This window comes from Marinobacterium iners, from assembly GCF_017310015.1.
In the GTDB taxonomy this organism is placed as follows: domain Bacteria; phylum Pseudomonadota; class Gammaproteobacteria; order Pseudomonadales; family Balneatricaceae; genus Marinobacterium; species Marinobacterium iners.
This window is the reverse complement of record NZ_CP022297.1, coordinates 3,827,942-3,849,418: the sequence shown is the minus strand read 5'-3', so window position 1 is coordinate 3,849,418 and position 21,477 is coordinate 3,827,942. Positions and strand designations below refer to the sequence as shown.

Here is a 21,477-nt window from a genome sequence, read left to right as displayed (position 1 = left end):
TTTGTCTCTCAATCGATTTCAGAACGCCAGCAGTCGACCCAGCTGGGACTGCAGGATCTGGATCACCAGAAAAATAAGAATCGGCGATAGATCCAGTCCGCCAATCGGCGGGATTACCTTGCGCGCCAGTGCAAACAGGGGCTCGGTCAGCTGCAGCAAAAGCTGTGGTGCTGGGTGATAGCTGTCAGGCGAGATCCAGCTGATGATGACGGCACCAATCACCGCCCAGAAATAAATTGTCAGAATGGTATCAATCACCCCGACGGCAGAGAAGATCAGTAGCTGCAATGGATTGATCGATGCCTGGGCCAGTGCGCCGGCGAGCTGGAAGATCAGCAGCAGCGTTACGGCCTTGACCACCAGTGCAACGATCAGTGGCGAGGCATCAAAGCGACCACGCGGGCGCAGCAGCATTTGCAACGGACGCACCGGTGGTTGTGTCAGGCGTACCACGGCCTGGGATATCGGATTGTAATAATCAGCTCTGGCCAGCTGCAGCAGAAAGCGCAGCACCAGCATGAAGACATAAATCTCACCCAGCGTGCGAATGATGAGGGTGATCGGGTCCTGTCCCATAATGGCTCCTGTCTCGGTAATCAGTCTTGGCACAGCTCACCGGCCAGCTCCACAGAGCGGTCACGGCAAGCGGTGAGTGCGTGTTCAACCAGTGCGTCGAAACCTTCGGCCTGGAACGTTTTGATGGCGCGTTCAGTCGTACCGTTGGGCGAGGTGACGCGGCGGCGCAGCTCGGTCGGGTTCACCTCACTGTTGCTGGCCATACGTGCGGCACCCAGGGCGGTCTGAAGAGTCAAGCCGCGCGCGGTCTCTTCGCTGAGACCCAGTTTGACACCGGCAGCGGTCATTGCTTCCATCATCAGGAAATAATAGGCCGGGCCTGATCCTGATATGGCGGTAACGGCATCCAGCTCAGCCTCACTTTGTACCCAAAGTGCGATGCCGACCGCTTCCAGCACGGTGGTGGCCTGCTGGCGTTGTTCGGCACTGACACGGCTGTTGGCAAACAGGCCACTGGCACCGGTTTGTACCAGTGATGGAGTGTTGGGCATGCAGCGCACCAATGCGATCTCGCCGCCAAGCCAGCGATCAAGCGCATCCAGGCTGATACCGGCGGCGATCGATACCATCAGCGGCTGACGAGACTGAACAGCGCTTGCCAGATCAGTGACAACGGCCTTCATCACCTGTGGCTTGACTGCCAGCACTACAATATCGGCGGCGGCAACCGCGGCACGGTTGTCGCTGGTCACATTAAGGCCACGCTCGGCCAGATCCTGCAACCGCTCGGTATCCGGCTCGGAGGCCCAGAGGTCAGCGGCAGCAAAGCCGTTTTCCAACAGTCCGCCGATGATGGCGCGTGCCATGTTGCCGGCGCCGATGAATGCAATTACGGGTGACTGGCTCATAATGTCTGTCTCAATCCTGTAGGTGGCTTAACGGGTTGAAGGCGGGTTGCGTGGACCAAACAAGGCGGTACCGACACGTACCATGGTCGAGCCTTCCAGTATGGCTGCCTCTATGTCAGCTGACATCCCCATCGACAATGTGTCCAGCGCAGGTTGAGTGTGCTGCAGCTGCTCCAGCAACTGCCTCACCTGTGCAAAGACCGCTCGCTGGCGCTGCGGATTATCTTCCGGTTTCGGGATTGCCATCAGACCACGCAGGCGCAGATTCGGCAACCGGGCAACGGCGTCGGCCAGTGCGGGCAACTCATCTGGTGTACAGCCGGACTTGCTTGCCTCATCACTGATATTCACCTGCAGGCAGATGTTCAGAGGTGGCAGCTGTACCGGACGCTGTTCTGAAAGGCGGCTGGCAATTTTGAGCCGATCCACGCTGTGTACCCAATCGAAGTGCTCGGCAATCGGGCGTGTCTTGTTGGACTGTATCGGGCCGATGAAGTGCCACTCGAGATCCAGGTCAGACAGGGCGTCAATCTTGTCCAGTGCTTCCTGCAGATAGTTCTCGCCAAAGGCACGCTGGCCACAGTGGCTCAGTTCGCGTACTTCATCGGCACTGCGCGTTTTGCTCACGGCCAGCAGTGATAAGCTGTCAGGGCTGCGTGCGGCATTTTCACATGCCAGCCTGATCTGCTGGCGTACGGCTGAATATTTGTCTGCTAACATAAGGCTGTATGAATACTGACGACTGTCATTGGCAGGCTGTACCTATTCTGCTAGAACAGTAAAGTTTAAAGGAAGCTGCTGCGGATCTCGACTGATTATGGATATTACAGAACTTTTGTCATTTGCCGTACAACAGGGCGCATCCGACTTGCACCTGACCTCCGGCATGCCGCCCATGATCCGTGTAGACGGTGATGTGCGCCGAATCAAGTTGCCGGCACTGGAGCACAAACAGGTGCACACGCTGGTGTACGACATCATGAACGACAAACAGCGTAAGGAATATGAAGAGAATCTGGAAGTGGATTTCTCGTTCGAAGTTCCCAAGCTGTCCCGTTTTCGTGTCAACGCCTTCAACCAGCACCGGGGCGCGGCTGCGGTATTCCGAACCGTACCCAGCAAAGTGCTCACACTGGATGATCTGGGTATGGGCAAGGTGTTTCAGGATCTGGCGGAACAGGCGCGCGGCCTGGTACTGGTCACCGGCCCCACCGGCTCCGGTAAGAGTACCACCTTGGCGGCGATGATCGATTACGTCAACGATACCCGCTCCGACCACATTCTGACCATTGAAGACCCTATCGAGTTTGTCCACGAAAGCAAGAAGTGCCTGATCAACCAGCGTGAGGTCCATCGTGATACTCACAGTTTTGCCAACGCGCTGCGTTCGGCGCTGCGTGAAGACCCGGACGTGATCCTGGTGGGTGAGATGCGAGACCTGGAAACCATCCGCCTGGCGTTGACCGCAGCGGAAACCGGTCACCTGGTGTTCGGCACCCTGCACACCACTTCGGCGGCCAAGACCATCGACCGTATCATTGACGTGTTCCCGGCGGCGGAAAAGGACATGGTGCGTTCCATGCTGTCGGAGTCACTGCAGGGGGTTATCTCTCAGACTCTGCTGAAAAAACCGAAGGGTGGACGTGTCGCGGCGCACGAAATCATGATCGGTACTGCTGCAGTACGTAACCTGATCCGTGAAGACAAAGTGGCGCAGATGTACTCGGCGATTCAGACAGGTGCCGCCTACGGCATGAAAACGCTGGATCAGTCGTTGCTTGAACTGGTTCAGAAGGGCCTGATCTCGCGTGAAACGGCCCGTGAAAAGGCGAAGACCCCCAGCTCATTCTGAGCCTGATTCAACAGGAGCAATACAGTGGATTTTACTCAACTGCTGAAGGTAATGGTGGACCGGGGGGCATCGGATCTGTTTGTCACTGCAGGTGCCGCCCCATCGATCAAGGTAGACGGCACCATCCGGCCGCTGACCAAGGAAACACTCAAACCCAGCCAGACACGCGCTCTGGTGTACAGCACCATGAACGACAAACAGCTGGCCGAATTTGAAGGCACCAACGAGTGTAACTTCGCCATCAGTGCGCCCGGCATTGGCCGTTTCCGTGTCAGTGCATTCATGCAGCGCAATACGCCGGGGATGGTGCTGCGTGCCATCAACAACCATATTCCCACCATGGATGAACTGAAGCTGCCGAACGTGCTGCGTGAGCTCTCCATGACCAAGCGTGGACTGATTCTGTTCGTGGGTGGTACCTCGACCGGTAAGTCTACCTCTCTGGCGTCGATGATCGACTATCGTAACGATAATCACGCTGGTCACATCATCACCATCGAAGACCCAATCGAATATATCCACAATCACAAAAAGAGCATTGTCACTCAGCGTGAAGTGGGGATCGATACAGAATCCTTTGACGTGGCACTGAAAAACACGCTGCGTCAGGCACCTGACGTGATTTTGATGGGTGAAATTCGCTCGGCTGAAACCATGAAATTCGGCCTGCAGTTCGCCGAAACTGGCCACCTGTGCATGGCAACCCTGCACGCCAACAACGCCAACCAGGCGCTGGATCGCATCATCTCCTTCTTTGGGCCCGAGCATCATGACCAGATCTGGATGGACATGTCACTTAACCTGAAGGCGATTGTGGCGCAGCAGTTGCTGCCGACCGTGGATGGCAAGGGGCGTCGTGCGGCAATTGAAGTAATGATCAACTCGCCGCTGATCCAGGATCATATCCGCAAGGGTCAGGTGCACGAGATCAAGGATGTGATCAAGAAGTCTACCAACCTGGGTATGCGCACCTTCGACCAGGCGCTGTTCGAGCTGTACCGCGATGGTATCATCACCTACGAAGCGGCATTGGCTCACGCCGACTCGGCCAACGACCTGCGCCTGATGATCAAGCTGGATGAAGAAACCAGTGGCAAGGCCGATGGTGCGGCGGACGATATGCCAAGTTTCACGCTGCAGGATGAAGATGACAGTCTGAATTTGAAGGGCAATGTGGACGTGAAGGGGATGTAATCTCTTACAGATACATGATGGTTGGGCAGTCAAAAAAAGGGAGCAGCCGTATGGGCGTGCTCCTTTTTTGTTTTCAGAGTGCCTGGCGGCCTCAACGCCGGAACACGATGCGACCATCCATCAGGGTGGCTTTGACCTGTCCCTTGAGTGTCTGACCGAGGAATGGCGTATTCTTGCCGGCGGACCTCAGGCTGTCCTCGCTCACAGTCCATTCGGTTGCAGGATCAAACACGCAAATATCGGCCTGAGACCCCACTTCCAGTGTGCCGGCATCCAGACCCAGAATGCGGGCAGGGGCAATCGTCAGTGACTCAATCAGCTGCGGCAGCTCCAGCAACTGCTGTTCCACCAGTCGAAGACTCAGCGGCAACAGGGTTTCCAGCCCGCTCATGCCCGGCTCGGTCGCGGCAAAGGGTGCCTGCTTGGCGATGGGGTCATGCGGCTGATGGTCGGAGCAGATGGCGCTGATGGTGCCGGTGACCAGTCCCTGGCGTAACCCGGCCCGGTCAAGCTGGCTGCGCAGCGGCGGCTGCACATGATAGGCCGAGTTGAAGCCGTTGACGCTTTCATCGGTCAGCAACAGGTTCTGGATCGCCACATCGGCGCTGACCTGCAGACCGCGCTCACGGGCGGCTTCGATCATCCGTACCGAGCGTTCGCAGGAAAGCTGACCGAAGTGTGCGCGCACACCGGTCTGCTCCACCAGCAGCAGGCAGCGTGATACCTCGATGGTTTCGGCCGCTTCGGGAATGCCGTTCAGGCCCAGTCGGGTACTGGTGGTATCGTCATGCATGCAACCGTTCGCAGCCAGTGCAGCATCCTGTGCCTGAAACACCACCAGCAGGTCGTGGGTGGCCGCATATTCAAGGCAGCGAAGCAGGATCTGGCTGTTGCCGAAGGGACGGCGCAGGTTGGTAAAGGCGATGCAGCCGGAGCTGGCCAGACCATGCAGAGGGGCGAGCTGTTCGCCTTGCAGGCCCTGGGTCAGTGCTCCCATGGGCAGAACACGGGCAAAGCCGATATCGGCGGCGCGATCCTGAATCAGTTCGGCCACGGCGGCGGTTTCCACTATCGGGCTGGTGTCGGGCGTCACGACCAGCGTGGTGATGCCACCGGCCGCGGCCGCGGCGGTTTCGCTGGCGATGGTGCCCTTGCGGGTCTGTCCCGGCTCGCGCAGGGTAGTGCACAGGTCGATCAGGCCGGGGCAGACGATCTGACCGTCAGCATTGATCACTTCATCGGCATGAAAACCTTCGGGAGCGGCGCCAATGGCGCAAATTTCACCCTGGCTGATATACAGGTCGGTGATCTGGTCAAGCGATTGAGCCGGATCGATCACGCGGCCACCGGAAATCAGAATATTCATCAACTCAGGCCTCCCGTGATGCATTGTCAGTGGCGGCTCGCTGGGACAGCTGACCGCTCATCGCTTTGGACATGACAGCCATACGTACAGCGATGCCATTGGTTACCTGATCCAGAATCAGCGAGCGCGGGCCATCGGCGACCTCGGAGTCGATCTCGACGCCGCGATTGATCGGGCCGGGGTGCATCACCACCGCATCCGGCTTGGCATAGGCCAGTTTGTCGCGGTTCAGGCCGTAGAGCTTGTAGAACTCGGCTTCACTCGGCAGCAGGGCGCTCTGCATGCGTTCCTTCTGCAAACGCAGCATCATGATGACATCCACATCGCGCAGCCCTGATGCCATCTCGGTATACACCTTAACGCCCAGTGCCTCAATGTGGCGCGGCAGAAGGGTTTTGGGCGCGATGACGCGTATCTCGTGTACGCCCAAGGTGCGCAGGGCATGGATCTGCGAGCGGGCTACGCGGGAGTGCAGAATATCACCCACAATAGCGACCTTCAGCGGGGCGAATTCCCCTTTGTGACGACGGATGGTAAGCATGTCCAGCATCGCTTGAGTCGGGTGGGCGTGACGGCCATCACCGGCGTTGATCACGGCAACATTGGGTGTCACGTGCTGAGCGATGAAATGGGCGGCGCCGCTGTCGGCATGGCGAACAACAAACATGTCGGAGTGCATCGCCTGCAGGGTCATCAACGTGTCCTTCAGGGTTTCCCCTTTCTTGGTGGACGAAGTGTTGATGTTCAGGTTCAGCACGTCCGCCGACAGGCGTTTGGCGGCCAGTTCAAAGGTGGACAGGGTACGGGTGCTGTTTTCGAAAAAAAGGTTGGCAACGGTTTTGCCACGCAGCAGCGGGACTTTCTTCACCTGCTGCTCGCCCATGTCGACGAAGGAATCCGCTGTGTCGAGAATCTCGATCAACAGCTCTCGCGGCAGCCCCTCGGTGGTGAGGAAGTGCCGCAGCTGACCGTCAGCGGTCAGCTGAATGGAGTTCGGGTCATTGGCCTCAAACATGGATGCAGTCTCTTGTCGGTTCAGTCACGCTGACGGATGGTCAGGGTAAGGGGTTCCGGGCCGTTCAGCTTGACCAGCTGGTCCGGTCCCAGTGCCAGAGTGCCGCCGATCACATCGGCCTGAATCGGCAGCTCACGGCGCTGCAGATCCAGCAGGGTAATCAGGCTGACGGAAGCGGGACGGCCATAGTCAAACAGTTCGTTCAAGGCGGCGCGAATGGTACGACCGCTCATGATGACATCGTCCACCAGCAGAATGTCCCGGCCTTCGGTGGCGCAGGGCAGTTGGCTGGGCTGTACTTTCGGGTTGATGCCTACCTGAGTGAAATCGTCACGGTAGAAGCTGATATCCAGTACGCCCAGCGGACTGGTCAGTTCCAGCTGTCGGTGCAGGCGCTCTGCCAGCCAGACACCGCCGGTACGGATGCCGATCATCAGCGGGTCCTTGAGATCGCGACGGGTGATCAGGGCGCGGGTTTCGCTCGCCATCTTGTCGAGCAGTGCATCAACACTCAGTGTTCCCGATACCATAGAGGTCCTCCAGTCGGGTGTGGCTGGGAATGCGGTCGGGACTGTTGAACCAGTCCTCCAGAATCAGGCGGGCGGCGATACCGTCGACCGATTCCTGCTTGAAGTTGGTGCCGCCGCCGGCGTCCAGGTGAATGCGTTTGGCTTCTGCAGTGGTCAGGCGTTCGTCACAGAGATAACAGGGCAGCTGGTAGCGATCCTGAATCCGGTTGGCGAACTTGCGTGCGCGGCGTGCCATCTCTGAGATGGTGCCGTCCATGTTGAGTGGAATGCCCACTACCAGTGCGTCAGGCTGCCACTCGGCAATGGCAGCATCCAGTTGTGACCAGTCAGGCATGCCGTCGCGAGCCCGCACTGGCTCAATCGGGGTGGCAGTGGCGGTCAGGCTCTGGCCGATGGCCAGACCTATGCGTGTGGTGCCGAAGTCAAACCCCAGCACCTGTTGGGTGTCGCTGCTCATCAAGTCCGTTCAGTCAGGCGTGTCCGGCATGGGCCGGCAACAGGTTCAGGTTGATACCCAGAGTCGCGGCAGCCGCCTGCAGGCGGTCTTCCAGCGGCAGATGGAAAAGTATATCTGAATTTGCCGGACAGCTTAACCAGAGGTTGTCGCACATTTCCTGCTCCAGTTGCTCTGGCCCCCAGCCTGCGTAGCCCAAGGCTACCAGAAAAGTATCAGGGCCCTCGTTGCGTGCGATCGCCTCCAGAATATCAAGTGAAGTGGTCAGACTGATTTCGTCATTGATGGGATGGCTGGATAGCCACTGCTGCTGCGGTTCGGTGCGGTGCAGTACAAAGCCGCGATCATCCCGTACAGGACCGCCATTGAACACCGGGCGTTCGGACCAGAGTCCGGTGTTGTCTTCTAGCTCCAGGTGTGACAGTAGGTCACACAGGCGAATACCGCTGGGACGGTTGACGACAATCCCCATGGCGCCGTACTCGCTGTGGTCGCAGATGTAGACAACGGTTTGGGTGAAGGTCTCATCATGCAGATGCGGCATGGAGATCAGGAAATGATCACGAAGTGAGGTAAGTGTGTGGGACATGGTGAATCTCTCTTCGCCGCTTGGGTATGGTTAAGGCTTAGTACACCCGTGTCTGTTTCTCAAATTTCCAGGTACGAATGATTTCAAGTCGATCCACTTCCTTACGCAGCTCAATGGGAAAACTCTGGAACGGGGAGGCCAGCTGTACGATGCGAATGGCACCCTCATCAAGTGCTCGGTGGCCGGAGGACTGCAGAATTTCGATGTTTTCGACACTGCCGTCAGGGCGCAGTGCCACCAGCAGTCGCAGTTTGCCCTGCAGCCCCTGATTGCGGGCCTGCTCCGGGTAGTTCAGGTTGCCCACGGTCTCGACTCGGCGACGCCAGTTATCCAGATAGCTGGCATAGGAATGTGCCTGGGTAGAGGCTGATGTCAGGCGCAGGACACGAGGCTTTCTGGCACGCGATTCACGCTCCAGATCCAGTTGCGTCTGCAGACTGGCCATTTCCAAAGCCCGGTTTAGCAATGAAGTGGAGTTGGCGTTGACCGGTGGAGGAGCAGCCGCGGCCTGTTGTGGCTTCGGCTCGCTGGCGCGGGGCTTTTGCTCGCTCTGAGTAGCGACAATAGCCTTCTGGCCCTGTGCCTGGCTCTCCTGTTGTTCGGGGCTGTTGCCCGGCTCGGGTTCCGGTGCCGGGGGTTGCTCAGGTTCTGGCGGTGCGGGTGCCTGCTGAGCGGCCTGCTCCTGAGGTTTTTCACTGGCCAGTGGCGCCATTTCAGTGGTAGCCGGCGTGGTAGCGTCATCATTGCTCCCGCTGCCCATTTGGTTATGTTGGGCAATGAAGTCGGCCTTGTCCGGTGCGTCCTGCTGCGGATACTGCGCCAGGGTGACATCCAGTGTCTGGCGCGGAGGTTCTCGTTCAGGGAGTGAGAAGCTCAAGGCAAGCAGGAGCACACCGTGTACTGCCGTGGCAATGAACAGCATGAAGCCGAAGCGATCTCTGTTCATAATATGCCAAAGCGGCAGGTGCGTGCCCCTTTTGATCATCGTGTTTTCAATACCTCATCAATGCAGTCCATCAGTTGCATGCCGATATCCAGATCAAACTGCTGGTCCAGTTCGCGGATGCAGGTAGGGCTGGTGACGTTTATTTCGGTCAGGTAGTCGCCGATCACATCCAGACCCACGAACAGCAGGCCCTTTTCTTTCAGCGTTGGGCCGACCTGTTCACAGATCCAGCGATCGCGATCCGTGAGTGGGCGGCCTTCGCCACGACCGCCGGCGGCCAGGTTGCCACGGGTTTCACCGGCCATGGGAATACGGGCCAGCGCATAGGGTACAGGCTCACCGTTGATCATCAGGATGCGTTTGTCGCCGTCCTTGATTTCGGGGATGTACTTCTGCGCCATGATGGTCTGGGTACCGTGGGCGGTCAGGGTCTCGATGATGACGCCCAGGTTGGTGCCGTCTTCACGAATATGGAAGATGGACGAGCCGCCCATGCCGTCCAGCGGCTTGAAGATGACATTCTTGTGCTCAGCGTGGAACTGGCGCAACAGATCGGCCCGGCGTGTCACCAGTACCGGCGGGCAGCATTGTGGAAAGTGGGTGGAAAACAACTTTTCATTGAAGTCACGCAAACTGCCGGTACGGTTGACGATCAGGGTGCCCTCGGATTCCGCCATCGCCAACAGGTGGGTGCTGTAGATGAATTCGTTATCGAACGGCGGGTCCTTGCGCATCAGGATCACGTCCAGCTCGGCCAGGTCGCGTATCACATACTCGCCGCGCTCAAACCAGTTGTCCGGGTCCATGGCCACCTTCAGCGGTGCCATCTGCCCCTTCACCTTGCCGTCACGCAGGAACAGGTGCTGCTGTTCCATGTAGTGCAGCTCCCAGCCCTTGCGTTGCGCGGCCCAGAGCATCGCCAGTGAGCTGTCCTTTTTGTAGGTGATCTGCTCGATGGGGTCCATCACCACGCCGACTTTAATCGTCATCTGAAAAATTCCTGTGCTGAATGTGCGTTCAATCTTAACCCAGATCGCCCCAGAGATACTGCAGAATGGCGCAGGCGGCAACCGGTGCGGTTTCGGTGCGCATCACTCGCGGGCCAAAGGCGACCGGTTCGAAGCCGGCGGCCAGTGCCGCGTCCACTTCGGCTCCGGTCAGTCCGCCCTCGGGGCCGATCAGCAGCGCAACCGAGCCGGGCGCTTCCATCGTCTGCAGCGGGCGAGCCGTGTGGTGATGCAGTACCAGTTTGAGATCGGCTTCGACGGTTTGAATCCAGTCCAGCAGCGGGCTGACTTCGGCGATCTCGGGTACCCGAGTACGCTGGCTCTGCTCGCAGGCACTGATAGCTACCTGCTGCCAGTGACGCAGACGCTTGTCTTCACGTTCGGCCTTGAGCTTGACCTCGCAGCGTTCGCTGGTCAGCGGTGTAATGCGACTGACGCCCATCTCGGTGGCTTTCTGTACTGCATAATCCATCCGCTCACCGCGGGACAGGGTTTGCCCGACATGAATCTGCAATGTCGATTCGACCGTCGGTGTAAGTGCCGGTTCCAGCGTTGCCTGTGCCGAGCGCTTGTCGACCTGTGTGAGTACGGCAGGGTATTCATGGCCATCGCCGTTGAACAGGCAGATGCGATCGCCTTCGCGCAGGCGCAGGGCACGGATGACGTGCTGGATGGTGGTATCGCCGAGGTCGATACAGAGGCCGGGGGCCAAAGGCTGGGATTCATATACCCGGGGGATACGCATAGCGGTCCTGCTGACTGAAAGTTCAGCCGCTATTATGGCGCAGGGCAGGTGGGGGATGCCAGTTGTGGTGGGAAGGCCGAAAGGCTATCTCGGCAAAAGACTCTTCGGGTCGGTGAGGCCAAGCCTGTCTGACACGCCGTGAACCCATCCATGGGGGCTCGTCTGCCGCCGTCCTGGCGGCAGACGGTCAGCCAGACTTGGCCTCACCGCCTTGGAGTCGATCGAACTTACAGACCAGCCGCCGCACGCAAAGCGTCAGCCTTGTCGGTCATTTCCCAAGGGAAGGCCGTGAAGGTGTCGTTACCCACGGTCATCTCGAACGGGTCACGGCCGAAGTGGCCGTAGGCCGCGGTCTGACGGTACATCGGGTGCAGCAGGTCGAGCATGCGGGTGATCGCGTACGGACGCAGATCAAAGTGCTCGCGCACCAGTTCGATGATCTTGTCGTCGCTGATTTTGCCGGTGCCGAAGGTATTGATCGATACCGAGGTCGGCTCAGCCACGCCGATAGCGTAGGAGACCTGAATCTCGATGCGGTCGGCCAGGCCGGCGGCAACGATATTCTTGGCTACGTAGCGACCGGCGTAGGCAGCGGAACGGTCCACCTTGGACGGGTCCTTGCCGGAGAACGCGCCACCACCGTGACGGGCCATGCCGCCGTAGGTGTCCACGATGATCTTGCGGCCGGTCAGACCACAGTCGCCCACCGGGCCGCCGATGACGAACTTGCCGGTCGGGTTTATGTGATACTGGGTGCCCTTGTGCAGCAGTTCTGCCGGCAGTACGTGCTTGATGATCAGCTCCTGTACCGCTTCCTGCAGGTCGGCCTGGGACACGTCCGGGTTGTGCTGGGTAGACAGTACAACTGCATCGATCGCCACCGGCTGGCCGTTTTCATAGCGGCAGGTCACCTGTGACTTGGCGTCGGGACGCAGCCAGGGCAGCAGGCCAGACTTGCGTGCTTCGGCCTGACGTTCCACCAGTCGGTGAGAGAAAGTGATTGGCGCGGGCATCAGCACGTCGGTTTCGTTGGAGGCGTAACCGAACATCAGGCCCTGGTCACCGGCACCCTGATCTTCCGGACGGCTGCGGTCAACGCCTTGGGCGATATCCACGGACTGCTTGCCGATGATGTTGATCACGCCGCAGGTTTCGCCATCGTAACCCACGTCAGAAGAGGTGTAGCCGATATCACAGATCACGCCGCGTACCAGATCTTCCAGGTCGATCCAGGCCGAAGTGCTGATTTCGCCGGAGACGATCGCCACACCGGTCTTGACCATGGTTTCACAGGCAACACGGGCATACTTGTCTTCCGCGATGATGGCGTCCAGGACGGCATCGGAAATCTGGTCGGCAATTTTGTCCGGGTGCCCTTCAGACACGGACTCGGAGGTGAACAGGCTATATTCGCTCATTTCCGGTAATAATCCTCACACAGTGGTTAGGAGCAGCCGGGGCGATGCCGGGCTGATACGGTTTGGGTTGAATAAACCGCACATTTTAACGTCAGCGCAGGGGTTGTGCATAACATCTGGTTCGATTTTGGCTGAAAATTTTGCGATGACTGCATGAAAAACACTCCATTTGCACAAATGGATTTGAAGCTGGTCGCTATCTGGGCGAAAATTGCGCCTTTATATTCCGATTCCGTAAACCTCAAGGTTGGGTCCAGCCCCAGGAGTAGATTGATGTCCTCTCGCCGAGAACTTGCCAATGCCATTCGCGCATTGAGCATGGACGCCGTACAGAAAGCAAAATCCGGTCACCCGGGTGCCCCCATGGGCATGGCGGATATCGCCGAAGTGTTGTGGAACGACTTCATGAAGCACAACCCCGGCAACCCGCACTGGTATGACCGTGACCGCTTCGTGCTGTCCAACGGCCATGGCTCCATGCTGATCTACTCGCTGCTGCACCTGACCGGCTACGATGTCAGCATCGATGATCTGAAGAACTTCCGCCAGCTGCACAGCAAGACTGCCGGTCATCCGGAATACGGCTACTGCCCGGGTGTTGAAACCACCACCGGTCCGCTGGGTCAGGGTGTCACCAACGCCGTGGGCATGGCGATTGCCGAAAAAGCGCTGGCGGCCCAGTTCAACCGTGACGGTCACGACATCATCGACCATTACACTTACACCTTTATGGGCGATGGCTGCCTGATGGAAGGGGTCTCTCACGAAGCCTGTGCTCTGGCCGGTACTTTGGGTCTGGGCAAACTGATCGCGTTCTGGGATGACAACGGCATCTCCATCGACGGCGAAGTGGAAGGCTGGTTCACTGACGATACTCCGGCACGTTTCAAAGCCTACGGCTGGCAAGTGATCCGTGACATCGATGGCCACGACAGCGACCAGATTCGTGCTGCCATCGAGAATGCTCGTGAAAACACCGAGCAGCCGACCCTGATCTGCTGCAAGACTATCATCGGTTTCGGTTCGCCCAACAAGCAGGGCAAGGAAGAGTGCCACGGTGCGCCTCTGGGCCATGACGAGATCATGCTGGCGCGTGACGCGTTGCAATGGGCACATCCTGAATTTGAAATCCCCGAAGAGCTGTATGAGCTTTGGGATGCGCGTGAAGCTGGCTCCAACGCCGAAAATGACTGGAATGAGCGACTGAGCGCCTATCAGACCGCGTACCCGGAACTGGCCGAAGAGCTGCTGCGCCGTCTGTCCGGCGACCTGCCGGCCGACTTCGCTGAAAAGGCGGATGCCTGGATCGCCCAGGTGGCCGAGAAGGGCGACACCATCGCCTCGCGCAAGGCCTCGCAGAATGCCATCGAAGCCTTCGGTCCGATGCTGCCGGAATTTATGGGCGGCTCTGCCGATTTGGCCGGTTCCAACCTGACGCTTTGGTCCGGCTCCAAGGGCCTGAGCCGCAATGATGCCAACGGCAACTACATCCACTACGGTGTGCGCGAATTCGGCATGAGCGCGATCATGAACGGTATTGCCCTGCACGGAGGTTTCATTCCCTACGGCGCCACCTTCCTGGTATTCATGGAGTACGCCCGCAACGCGGTGCGCATGGCCGCCCTGATGAAACAGCGTGTGCTGTTCGTCTACACCCATGACTCCATCGGTCTGGGCGAAGATGGCCCGACGCATCAGCCGATCGAGCAGATCGCCAACCTGCGTCTGACCCCGAACATGGAAACCTGGCGTCCCTGTGACGCGGTGGAATCCGCCGTGTCGTGGAAGTCTTCCGTGCAGCGCACCGACGGCCCCAGCGCGCTGATTTTCTCGCGTCAGAACCTGCCGCACCAGAACCGCGATGCGGCTCAGATCGACGCCATTGAACGCGGTGGCTACATCCTGCGTGACTGCGCCGGTACTCCGGATGCGATCCTGATCGCCACCGGCTCCGAGGTCGGTCTGGCCATGGACGCAGCCGATGCACTGAGCGCCAAGGGCAAGCAGATCCGTGTAGTTTCCATGCCCTGTACCGAGCGTTTTGACAAGCAGGATGCGGCGTACAAGGAGCAGGTACTTCCCGCCGCCGTTACCGCTCGCGTTGCCGTGGAAGCGGCTCACGCCGATTTCTGGTACAAGTACGTGGGCCTGAACGGCGCCATCGTCGGCATGCGCAGCTTCGGCGAATCCGCCCCGGCCGGCGACCTGTTCAAGCACTTCGGCTTCACCGTTGAGAATGTGGTCAGCACTGTTGAAGGCCTGCTGTAAACCGCTGCAAAACGTACTGCCGGGCACTCTGTGCGCCCGGCGGCATGTTGTTGCAGTTCTGGTCAGCATGAGCGCCGGATGAGCTACAGAATCGCGATCAACGGCTATGGCCGTATCGGCCAGGGCGTGCTCAGGGCGGTCTATCAACGCGGCCTGCAGCACCAGTTGCAGGTGGTGGCGATCAATGAGCTGTCGGATCTGGACACGCTCACCTACCTGACCCGTTATGACACCACTCATGGGCGCTTTCCCTGTTCTGTCGAAAACGATGGCGAAGCCCTGCTGATCAACGGTGACCGTATCCGGGTATTCAGCCTGGCAGAGCCCGAGCAGATTCCCTGGGGCGAGCTGGATGTGGACCTAGTGCTGGAATGTTCCGGCGCCTTTCGCACTCGAGCCGATGCCGAGCGTCATCTGGCCAGCGGTGCCAAGCGGTTGCTGTATTCGCACCCGGCGCAGGCGGATATCGATGCCACAGTGGTATTTGGCTTTAACGAGTCCAGCCTCAAGGCAGAACACCGCATCGCCTCGGCGGCCTCCTGCACCACCAACTGTGTGGTGCCGGTGCTGGATCTGCTGGATCGCCACTTCGGCATCGAAAGTGGGGTGACGACTACCATCCACTCGGCGATGAATGATCAGCCGGTGATCGACAGCTATCACCGCAGTGACCTGCGGCTGGCGCGCAGTGCCATGCAGTCGATTATCCCCGTGGATACCGGCTTGAGCCGTGGAATTGATCGTCTGTTGCCGCATCTGGCCGGGCGCTTCGAGTGTTTGCACGTGCGGGTGCCGACCATCAACGTTTCGCTAATGGACCTGTCGGTGAACCTGCAGCAGGATACCGACCCGCAACAGATCAACGCCATGCTGCGCGCAGCGGCCGACAATGAACTGGCCGGGCTGTTGGGCTATACCGAAGAGCCACACGCGTCGGTGGATTTCAATACGGATCCCCGTTCGGCGGTGGTTGACGGTACCCAAACGCGGGTGTCCTGTGGCCGACTGCTGAAGCTGTTGTGCTGGTTTGACAATGAATGGGCGTTTGCCAACCGGATGCTGGATCTCTCCCGGTACTGGCTGCAGCTCAAGGACTGATTGACTGAACTAACAAGAAACAGGAATCCCTCTGATGAGCGTTTTGAAGATGACTGACCTGGATCTGGCCGGCAAGCGCGTGCTGATCCGTGAAGATCTCAATGTTCCGGTCAAGGATGGTCAAGTGACCTCCGACGCCCGTATCCGTGCTTCTCTGCCCACCATCGAAGTTGCGCTGAAAGCCGGTGCCAAAGTGATGGTAATGTCCCACTTGGGCCGCCCAACCGAAGGCGAATACGAAGAAAAGTACTCCCTGGCACCGGTGGCTGAACATATCAGCAAACTGCTGCAGCGCCCGGTACCGTTGGTTAAGGACTGGCTGGACGGAGGCTTTGAAGTGGGTGAAGGTGAACTGGTCCTGCTGGAAAACGTACGCTTCAATCCGGGCGAGAAAAAGGACAACGAAGAGCTGTCGAAAAAAATGGCGGCACTGTGTGATGTCTACGTGATGGATGCTTTCGGTACTGCCCACCGCGCTCAGGCCTCGACCCATGGTGTTGGCAAATTCGCTCCCATCGCCTGCGCAGGTCCGCTGCTGGCCAATGAACTGGATGCGCTGGCCAAGGCGCTGGACAACCCGGCTCGTCCGATGGCTGCCATCGTCGGTGGCTCTAAGGTATCCACCAAGCTGGAAGTTCTGAATGCCCTGTCCGAGAAGTGCGATCAGTTGATCGTCGGTGGCGGTATCGCCAACACCTTCCTCGCGGCAGCTGGTAAGCCGGTGGGCAAGTCCCTGTGCGAACATGATCTGATTCCGGCGGCCAAGGCGCTGATGGAAAAAGTCAACATCCCGCTGCCGGTTGATGTCGTTGTTGCCAAGGAATTTGCCGAGACCGCTGAAGCGGTGATCAAGTCCGCTGACGACGTAGCCGACGACGAAATGATTCTGGACATTGGCCCCGAATCTGCCAAGAACCTGGCTGCTCTGCTGACCAGCGCCGGCACCATTATCTGGAACGGACCGGTCGGCGTGTTCGAGTTCGATCAGTTCGGCGAAGGCACCAAGGCATTGTCACTGGCGATCGCTAACAGCGCCGGTTTCTCCATCGCTGGTGGTGGCGACACGCTGGCTGCGGTGGATAAATATGACATCGCTGATAAGATCTCTTACATCTCCACCGGCGGTGGTGCCTTCCTGGAGTTTGTGGAAGGCAAGGTACTGCCGGCGGTTGCCATGCTGGAACAGCGTGCAGCCAAATAAGATTTTTTGATGAACCAATTCAAAGGGTGAAACCATGGCTTTGATCTCCATGCGTCAGCTGCTGGACCATGCCGCCGAATATGGCTACGGCATTCCGGCGTTCAACGTCAACAACCTGGAGCAGATGCGTGCGATCATGGAAGCGGCGGCCAAGACCGACTCGCCGGTGATCGTTCAGGCCTCTGCCGGTGCGCGCAAGTACGCCGGTTCCAACTTCCTGCGCCACATGATTCTGGCGGCGATCGAAGAGTTCCCGGACGTGCCGGTGTGCATGCACCAGGACCACGGTACCAGCCCGGCAGTCTGCCAGCGTTCCATCGCCATGGGCTTCTCCTCAGTCATGATGGACGGCTCTCTGGGCGAAGACGGCAAGACCCCGACCGATTATGCCTACAACGTCGACGTCACCCGTCGTACCGTTGAGATGGCGCACGCCTGTGGTGTCTCCGTTGAAGGCGAACTGGGCTGCCTGGGCTCGCTGGAAACCGGACAGGCCGGTGAAGAGGACGGTATTGGCGCTGAGGGTATCCTGACCCACGACCAGATGCTGACCGATCCGGATGAAGCCGCCGACTTCGTCAAGGCCACCAACGTGGATGCGCTGGCGATCGCATGCGGTACCTCCCACGGTGCCTACAAGTTCACCAAGCCGCCGACAGGCGATATTCTGGCAATTGACCGCATCCGTGCGATCCACGAACGTATCCCCACTACCCACTTGGTGATGCACGGTTCCTCCTCCGTTCCTCAGGAATGGCTGGCGGTGATCAACCAGTTCGGTGGCGAGATTCCGGAAACCTATGGTGTACCGGTGGAGCAGATCGTTGAAGGCATCAAGTACGGTGTGCGCAAGGTCAACATCGACACCGACCTGCGTCTGGCGTCTACCGGTGCTGTGCGTCGCTTCCTGGCCGAAAACCCGGCCGAGTTCGACCCGCGCAAATTCCTCAAGGCCACCATGCAAGCGATGACCGAGATCTGTGTCGCCCGTTACGAAGCCTTTGGTACCGCCGGTCATGCCAGCAAGATCAAGGCGATCTCGCTGGAGCATATGTCCGAGCGTTACGAGCGCGGAGAACTGGACGCAAAGATCAACTGATCGGAGCGCACATGCGATACCCCAGAACCCGGCTCAGGCCGGGTTTTGTCTTTCTGGACGTTGGGTAAATGTGTGTTGCTAAAAAGGTACGACATAAGTCATTGATTTTAAATAAATAGGTTCTTCACGTCACAATATGTCAAGTATTCTGCGACACTTTTGGCAGTATTGCCTTCTGCCAAACCCCGAACGCTTATGATCTCCGCTTGATTTTGTTTATAAGCCATTGATATTAAATTGTTTTTATTAATATGGCACAGCTTTTGATATTGTTTGTTCAGAAACGATTCAAGGAGAACGTCCATGCTGCGTCTGATTATGATCCTGACAGTTATACTGACTTTTGCCGGCTTACCTCAGGTCCTGCAGCCCCTTTTGATGAGTGGTCCGCCTCGGCTGGTCATGTTCAATACTGAAGAGGTGCCGCATGTAATCAATCCACATGCCCCGCAGCGTGTGCAGACACAGAGCAGCGCAGTGGAAGAGGCCGGCAAGGTGACAGGGCCGGATCTGACATCGACCCAGTCATGGGCCGAGCTGGTAATGCAGCCGCGCTCGCAAAGTTGAACCGCTTGCTACCAAGCAGGTCTGCTCAAGGGATAAAATCCAGTATGCTTGCGGCGTAATGCCATCATGCTGGAGCATATGAATGAACTACCTGATTGCCGTCACGCTGCTGTGGGCGGTGTCTTTCAGCCTGATCGGTGAGTATCTCGCCGGTCAGGTGGACAGTTACTTTTCAGTCCTGACTCGCATTGTGCTGGCGGGGATGATATTTATCCCGCTGCTGCGTCCTGCCCGTTTTACACCCGGGTTTATGGTCGGTGTCACGCTGGTTGGGGCGCTGCAATTCGGGCTGACCTATACCTGTCTGTATCTCTCGTTTGAATATCTCAGTGTGCCGGAGGTGCTGCTGTTCACCATTTTCACGCCGCTCTATGTGGCACTGGTGGATAACGCACTGAAACGTCGTTTCAGCTTCGGGCCCATTATCTCGACGCTGGTCGCTGTGCTGGGCGCGGCAATTATCCGCTACGATGGTGTCAGCGAGGCGTTTATTACCGGTTTTCTGATTCTGCAGTTGGCCAATCTTGCCTTTGCGGCGGGTCAGGTCGGCTATGCTCATTTGGTGCGCCACTATTATCCTGATGGGCAAAATCTCTGGCAGGTGTTTGGCTTTTTCTTTATCGGAGCGTTTGCACTGGTACTGCCCGCCTTTCTGATGCTGGGTAACATGGAACGTCTGCCTCAGACGACAACACACTGGACAGTGTTGAGTTGGCTTGGGCTGGTGGCTTCAGGGCTGGGGTTCTTTTTCTGGAACAAGGGTGCGACTCAGGTGGATGCCGGTACGCTGGGCATCATGAATAATGCACTGGTGCCGGCCGGGCTGGTCGTCAACCTCGTGATCTGGAATCGGGATGCGGACATCCCGCGTTTGCTGATCGGTGGCGCGGTTATCCTGTTGTCGCTTTGGGTGAATGCTCGCTGGCGTCAGTGGACGCGGGCCGAGTTGCGGGCAGGGTGACTCAACCCGCTGCTCTGTGCGTATACTGAGTACCAGACATGTTGCTGGAGCGGTGAATGGAACGCTGGAATCTGGCCGGTACCACCGGCATGAAACTGTCAGAGCTGATCAGTGCATTGTCGCATGCGCTGGACATGACCGAGGGGCAACCACCGGGGCATTGCATGGGCTGTTGCTGGATTGGTATGCATCTGGCGGATCAGCTGGGCCTGGATGACGCTGCACGCTGGGAGCTGTATTACACGCTTTTACTGAAAGACTTGGGCTGCAGCAGCAATGCCGCGCGTATCTGTCAGCTGTATGGCACGGATGATCTTGGCTTCAAGCGTGACTTCAAATGGGTTAACGGTAGCCTGACGCAGGTGATCAGGTTTCTGCTGCAGCATACCGGGCGTGATGCCGGTGTTGCCGAACGTTTCAAGCGGCTGTTGAATATTGCCCGCAACGGTGAATCCATTGCCACTGAGCTGATTGCGACCCGCTGCGAACGGGGTGCGTCCATTGCGCGTGATCTGGGTTTCAGTGAGTCGGTAGCGGCCGGTATTCATTCATTGGATGAACACTGGAGTGGAACAGGTCAGCCTGAACAGCGGTCCGGTGAGGCCATTCCGTTGTATTCACGCGTGGCGCTACTGGCGCAGGTGGTGGAGGTGTTCCATGCCGCGGCCGGGCCTGATGCAGCGCTGGATGAGGCGCGAGCGCGCAGCGGCCACTGGTTTGATCCGGCATTGGTGAAAGCCCTTGAGCAGGCAGCAGAGTCGGCTGACTTCTGGTCGATGCTGGCCAGCCCAGAGCTGCCTGAACGCGTGCTGGCTCTGTCGCCGGCAGGACATGAAATTGAGGTGAATGAAGACTACCTGGACCGAGTGGCTGCAGCCTTTGGTCAGGTAGTGGATGCCAAAAGTCCCTACACCGCCGGTCACAGCGAGCGAGTGGCGCTCTATACCGATCTGATAGCCGAGCAGTTGGATATCGAGCCGCAACGGCGCCGCTGGCTTCGACGTGGTGCACTGCTGCACGATATCGGTAAGCTGGGCGTGAGTAACAGCATTCTCGACAAACCTGGCAAGCTGGATGCGGATGAATGGCAACAGGTACAGAATCATGCCCGCTTTACGGAAGAGATTCTGTCGCGTATTGGCGTATTCAGCGAATTGGCACAGGTGGCTGGCGCTCACCATGAACGGCTGGATGGCAAGGGATATCCCAAACAGCTCAAGGCAGAACAGATCACGCGGGAAACCCGGATTATCACAACCGCAGACATCTTCGATGCCATTACGGCTGAACGCCCCTATCGAGGAGCCATTCCGGTAGCACAGGCACTGGAGATGATGGCGGAGAACTTGCACACGGCAATCGATGCCGACTGTTTTGCAGCGCTGAAAGCCGCGATTCAGGAACTGGATGTCGCTGAAGTGAATGCAGGAGCGGGATTGTGACCCGCTCCACAGTCTACTCTGTCTCAGTTAACCAGCGCGGTGGCACCTGCCAGCGGACGACGCGGTTTCAACAGGCGAGCAACGCGGCGGTACAGTGACGCGATTCCCTGCATGATGAATTCAGCACGCTCACGGCGAGCCTGTTCAACATAGTAATCCACGTCTACCATTCCATTTTGTGTCATTACCATGCGATTGAAGTCGGACATTTTCGAGTAGAGCTCCTCAAATGGGGGTTAATTTTCAGGCGTTATACTAAGGTCTATGCTGCATTGCCACAAAAGATTGTTTTTCAGGCTAT

At 58.2% G+C, this 21,477-nt stretch carries 22 protein-coding genes; 9 read left to right on the top strand and 13 right to left on the bottom strand.

Annotation, left to right across the window (positions count from 1 at the left end; genetic code table 11):
* Positions 1–18 precede the first annotated feature (18 nt).
* The 3 genes from CFI10_RS18110 to CFI10_RS18100 are packed head-to-tail and all read right to left on the bottom strand — an operon-like array spanning position 19 to position 2,144.
* The gene (locus tag CFI10_RS18110; protein WP_206837334.1) at positions 19–576 is read right to left on the bottom strand and encodes a YggT family protein; all 558 of its coding nucleotides are present in this window, start codon (positions 574–576) and stop codon (positions 19–21) included.
* Between the two features lie 20 nt (positions 577–596).
* Positions 597–1,424: a pyrroline-5-carboxylate reductase gene (gene proC, locus CFI10_RS18105; RefSeq protein WP_206837331.1), complete on the bottom strand. Its 828-nt coding sequence runs from the start codon at positions 1,422–1,424 to the stop codon at positions 597–599.
* Positions 1,425–1,451: 27 nt separating this feature from the next.
* On the bottom strand, positions 1,452–2,144 hold the full coding sequence (locus tag CFI10_RS18100) for a YggS family pyridoxal phosphate-dependent enzyme (protein WP_206837328.1): 693 nt from the start codon (positions 2,142–2,144) through the stop codon (positions 1,452–1,454).
* Between the two features lie 97 nt (positions 2,145–2,241).
* On the opposite strand from CFI10_RS18100, the gene CFI10_RS18095 reads away from it, so the two are divergent.
* Together CFI10_RS18095 and CFI10_RS18090 are read left to right on the top strand one after the other, a co-directional pair.
* Positions 2,242–3,276, top strand: coding sequence for a type IV pilus twitching motility protein PilT (locus tag CFI10_RS18095; RefSeq protein ID WP_091825928.1), 1,035 nt, complete (start codon positions 2,242–2,244; stop codon positions 3,274–3,276).
* A 24-nt stretch (positions 3,277–3,300) separates the two neighbouring features.
* On the top strand, positions 3,301–4,470 hold the full coding sequence (locus CFI10_RS18090) for a PilT/PilU family type 4a pilus ATPase (RefSeq protein ID WP_206837326.1): 1,170 nt from the start codon (positions 3,301–3,303) through the stop codon (positions 4,468–4,470).
* Between the two features lie 91 nt (positions 4,471–4,561).
* Here CFI10_RS18090 and CFI10_RS18085 read toward each other — a convergent pair whose 3' ends face one another.
* From CFI10_RS18085 to metK, 9 genes are all read right to left on the bottom strand, one after another.
* Positions 4,562–5,836, bottom strand: a complete 1,275-nt coding sequence (locus CFI10_RS18085) for a dihydroorotase (RefSeq protein WP_206837323.1) — start codon at positions 5,834–5,836, stop codon at positions 4,562–4,564.
* A gap of 4 nt (positions 5,837–5,840) precedes the next feature.
* Positions 5,841–6,851, bottom strand: a complete 1,011-nt coding sequence (locus tag CFI10_RS18080; RefSeq protein WP_206837321.1) for an aspartate carbamoyltransferase catalytic subunit — start codon at positions 6,849–6,851, stop codon at positions 5,841–5,843.
* 20 nt (positions 6,852–6,871) lie between these two features.
* Complete coding sequence (gene pyrR, locus CFI10_RS18075; protein ID WP_091825917.1) at positions 6,872–7,381, bottom strand: bifunctional pyr operon transcriptional regulator/uracil phosphoribosyltransferase PyrR; 510 nt, start codon at positions 7,379–7,381, stop codon at positions 6,872–6,874.
* Positions 7,356–7,838, bottom strand: a complete 483-nt coding sequence (gene ruvX / locus CFI10_RS18070; protein WP_206837318.1) for a Holliday junction resolvase RuvX — start codon at positions 7,836–7,838, stop codon at positions 7,356–7,358. The genes pyrR and ruvX overlap by 26 nt, the downstream gene beginning before the upstream one ends.
* Before the next feature lie 13 nt (positions 7,839–7,851).
* Positions 7,852–8,424: a YqgE/AlgH family protein gene (locus tag CFI10_RS18065; RefSeq protein ID WP_091825912.1), complete on the bottom strand. Its 573-nt coding sequence runs from the start codon at positions 8,422–8,424 to the stop codon at positions 7,852–7,854.
* A 37-nt stretch (positions 8,425–8,461) separates the two neighbouring features.
* Complete coding sequence (locus CFI10_RS18060; protein WP_242530051.1) at positions 8,462–9,370, bottom strand: energy transducer TonB; 909 nt, start codon at positions 9,368–9,370, stop codon at positions 8,462–8,464.
* A gap of 35 nt (positions 9,371–9,405) precedes the next feature.
* A complete protein-coding gene (gene gshB / locus CFI10_RS18055; RefSeq protein WP_206837312.1) occupies positions 9,406–10,359 on the bottom strand; it encodes a glutathione synthase in 954 nt (317 codons plus the stop codon).
* A 34-nt stretch (positions 10,360–10,393) separates the two neighbouring features.
* On the bottom strand, positions 10,394–11,122 hold the full coding sequence (locus CFI10_RS18050) for a 16S rRNA (uracil(1498)-N(3))-methyltransferase (protein WP_206837309.1): 729 nt from the start codon (positions 11,120–11,122) through the stop codon (positions 10,394–10,396).
* A gap of 227 nt (positions 11,123–11,349) precedes the next feature.
* On the bottom strand, positions 11,350–12,540 hold the full coding sequence (metK, locus tag CFI10_RS18045; RefSeq protein ID WP_206837307.1) for a methionine adenosyltransferase: 1,191 nt from the start codon (positions 12,538–12,540) through the stop codon (positions 11,350–11,352).
* 273 nt (positions 12,541–12,813) lie between these two features.
* On the opposite strand from metK, the gene tkt reads away from it, so the two are divergent.
* The 7 genes from tkt to CFI10_RS18010 all read left to right on the top strand — a co-directional run bounded on the left by tkt (position 12,814) and on the right by CFI10_RS18010 (position 21,176).
* Positions 12,814–14,808: a transketolase gene (gene tkt / locus CFI10_RS18040; protein ID WP_206837304.1), complete on the top strand. Its 1,995-nt coding sequence runs from the start codon at positions 12,814–12,816 to the stop codon at positions 14,806–14,808.
* Between the two features lie 78 nt (positions 14,809–14,886).
* Entirely contained in the window at positions 14,887–15,906 is a 1,020-nt protein-coding gene (locus CFI10_RS18035) for a type I glyceraldehyde-3-phosphate dehydrogenase (protein WP_206837301.1), read from the top strand.
* A gap of 34 nt (positions 15,907–15,940) precedes the next feature.
* A complete protein-coding gene (locus CFI10_RS18030; protein WP_206837298.1) occupies positions 15,941–17,107 on the top strand; it encodes a phosphoglycerate kinase in 1,167 nt (388 codons plus the stop codon).
* Positions 17,108–17,141: 34 nt separating this feature from the next.
* On the top strand, positions 17,142–18,206 hold the full coding sequence (gene fba / locus CFI10_RS18025; RefSeq protein ID WP_091825889.1) for a class II fructose-bisphosphate aldolase: 1,065 nt from the start codon (positions 17,142–17,144) through the stop codon (positions 18,204–18,206).
* A 303-nt stretch (positions 18,207–18,509) separates the two neighbouring features.
* Entirely contained in the window at positions 18,510–18,773 is a 264-nt protein-coding gene (locus CFI10_RS18020) for a hypothetical protein (protein WP_206837295.1), read from the top strand.
* 82 nt (positions 18,774–18,855) lie between these two features.
* Positions 18,856–19,734 carry an EamA family transporter gene (locus CFI10_RS18015; protein WP_206837292.1) on the top strand — a complete coding sequence of 293 codons (879 nt, stop codon included), beginning with the start codon at positions 18,856–18,858 and terminating at the stop codon, positions 19,732–19,734.
* A gap of 56 nt (positions 19,735–19,790) precedes the next feature.
* Positions 19,791–21,176 carry an HD-GYP domain-containing protein gene (locus CFI10_RS18010; RefSeq protein ID WP_206837290.1) on the top strand — a complete coding sequence of 462 codons (1,386 nt, stop codon included), beginning with the start codon at positions 19,791–19,793 and terminating at the stop codon, positions 21,174–21,176.
* A gap of 23 nt (positions 21,177–21,199) precedes the next feature.
* Here CFI10_RS18010 and CFI10_RS18005 read toward each other — a convergent pair whose 3' ends face one another.
* Positions 21,200–21,385, bottom strand: a complete 186-nt coding sequence (locus tag CFI10_RS18005) for an RSP_7527 family protein (RefSeq protein WP_091825876.1) — start codon at positions 21,383–21,385, stop codon at positions 21,200–21,202.
* Positions 21,386–21,477: the final 92 nt, after the last annotated feature.

Excerpts from the sequence above, each read along its gene's own strand:
- CFI10_RS18035 (WP_206837301.1), top strand. The coding sequence starts at position 14,887 with ATGAGCTACAGAATCGCGATCAACGGCTATGGCCGTATCGGCCAGGGC.
- CFI10_RS18050 (WP_206837309.1), bottom strand. The coding sequence starts at position 11,122 with ATGCGTATCCCCCGGGTATATGAATCCCAGCCTTTGGCCCCCGGCCTC.
- CFI10_RS18080 (WP_206837321.1), bottom strand. The coding sequence starts at position 6,851 with ATGTTTGAGGCCAATGACCCGAACTCCATTCAGCTGACCGCTGACGGT.
- CFI10_RS18030 (WP_206837298.1), top strand. The coding sequence starts at position 15,941 with ATGAGCGTTTTGAAGATGACTGACCTGGATCTGGCCGGCAAGCGCGTG.
- proC (WP_206837331.1), bottom strand. The coding sequence starts at position 1,424 with ATGAGCCAGTCACCCGTAATTGCATTCATCGGCGCCGGCAACATGGCA.
- CFI10_RS18005 (WP_091825876.1), bottom strand. The coding sequence starts at position 21,385 with ATGTCCGACTTCAATCGCATGGTAATGACACAAAATGGAATGGTAGAC.
- CFI10_RS18110 (WP_206837334.1), bottom strand. The coding sequence starts at position 576 with ATGGGACAGGACCCGATCACCCTCATCATTCGCACGCTGGGTGAGATT.
- CFI10_RS18065 (WP_091825912.1), bottom strand. The coding sequence starts at position 8,424 with ATGTCCCACACACTTACCTCACTTCGTGATCATTTCCTGATCTCCATG.
- CFI10_RS18010 (WP_206837290.1), top strand. The coding sequence starts at position 19,791 with ATGGAACGCTGGAATCTGGCCGGTACCACCGGCATGAAACTGTCAGAG.
- tkt (WP_206837304.1), top strand. The coding sequence starts at position 12,814 with ATGTCCTCTCGCCGAGAACTTGCCAATGCCATTCGCGCATTGAGCATG.
- pyrR (WP_091825917.1), bottom strand. The coding sequence starts at position 7,381 with ATGGTATCGGGAACACTGAGTGTTGATGCACTGCTCGACAAGATGGCG.
- ruvX (WP_206837318.1), bottom strand. The coding sequence starts at position 7,838 with ATGAGCAGCGACACCCAACAGGTGCTGGGGTTTGACTTCGGCACCACA.
- CFI10_RS18095 (WP_091825928.1), top strand. The coding sequence starts at position 2,242 with ATGGATATTACAGAACTTTTGTCATTTGCCGTACAACAGGGCGCATCC.
- gshB (WP_206837312.1), bottom strand. The coding sequence starts at position 10,359 with ATGACGATTAAAGTCGGCGTGGTGATGGACCCCATCGAGCAGATCACC.
- fba (WP_091825889.1), top strand. The coding sequence starts at position 17,142 with ATGGCTTTGATCTCCATGCGTCAGCTGCTGGACCATGCCGCCGAATAT.
- CFI10_RS18020 (WP_206837295.1), top strand. The coding sequence starts at position 18,510 with ATGCTGCGTCTGATTATGATCCTGACAGTTATACTGACTTTTGCCGGC.
- CFI10_RS18100 (WP_206837328.1), bottom strand. The coding sequence starts at position 2,144 with ATGTTAGCAGACAAATATTCAGCCGTACGCCAGCAGATCAGGCTGGCA.
- CFI10_RS18060 (WP_242530051.1), bottom strand. The coding sequence starts at position 9,370 with ATGAACAGAGATCGCTTCGGCTTCATGCTGTTCATTGCCACGGCAGTA.
- CFI10_RS18085 (WP_206837323.1), bottom strand. The coding sequence starts at position 5,836 with ATGAATATTCTGATTTCCGGTGGCCGCGTGATCGATCCGGCTCAATCG.
- CFI10_RS18015 (WP_206837292.1), top strand. The coding sequence starts at position 18,856 with ATGAACTACCTGATTGCCGTCACGCTGCTGTGGGCGGTGTCTTTCAGC.
- metK (WP_206837307.1), bottom strand. The coding sequence starts at position 12,540 with ATGAGCGAATATAGCCTGTTCACCTCCGAGTCCGTGTCTGAAGGGCAC.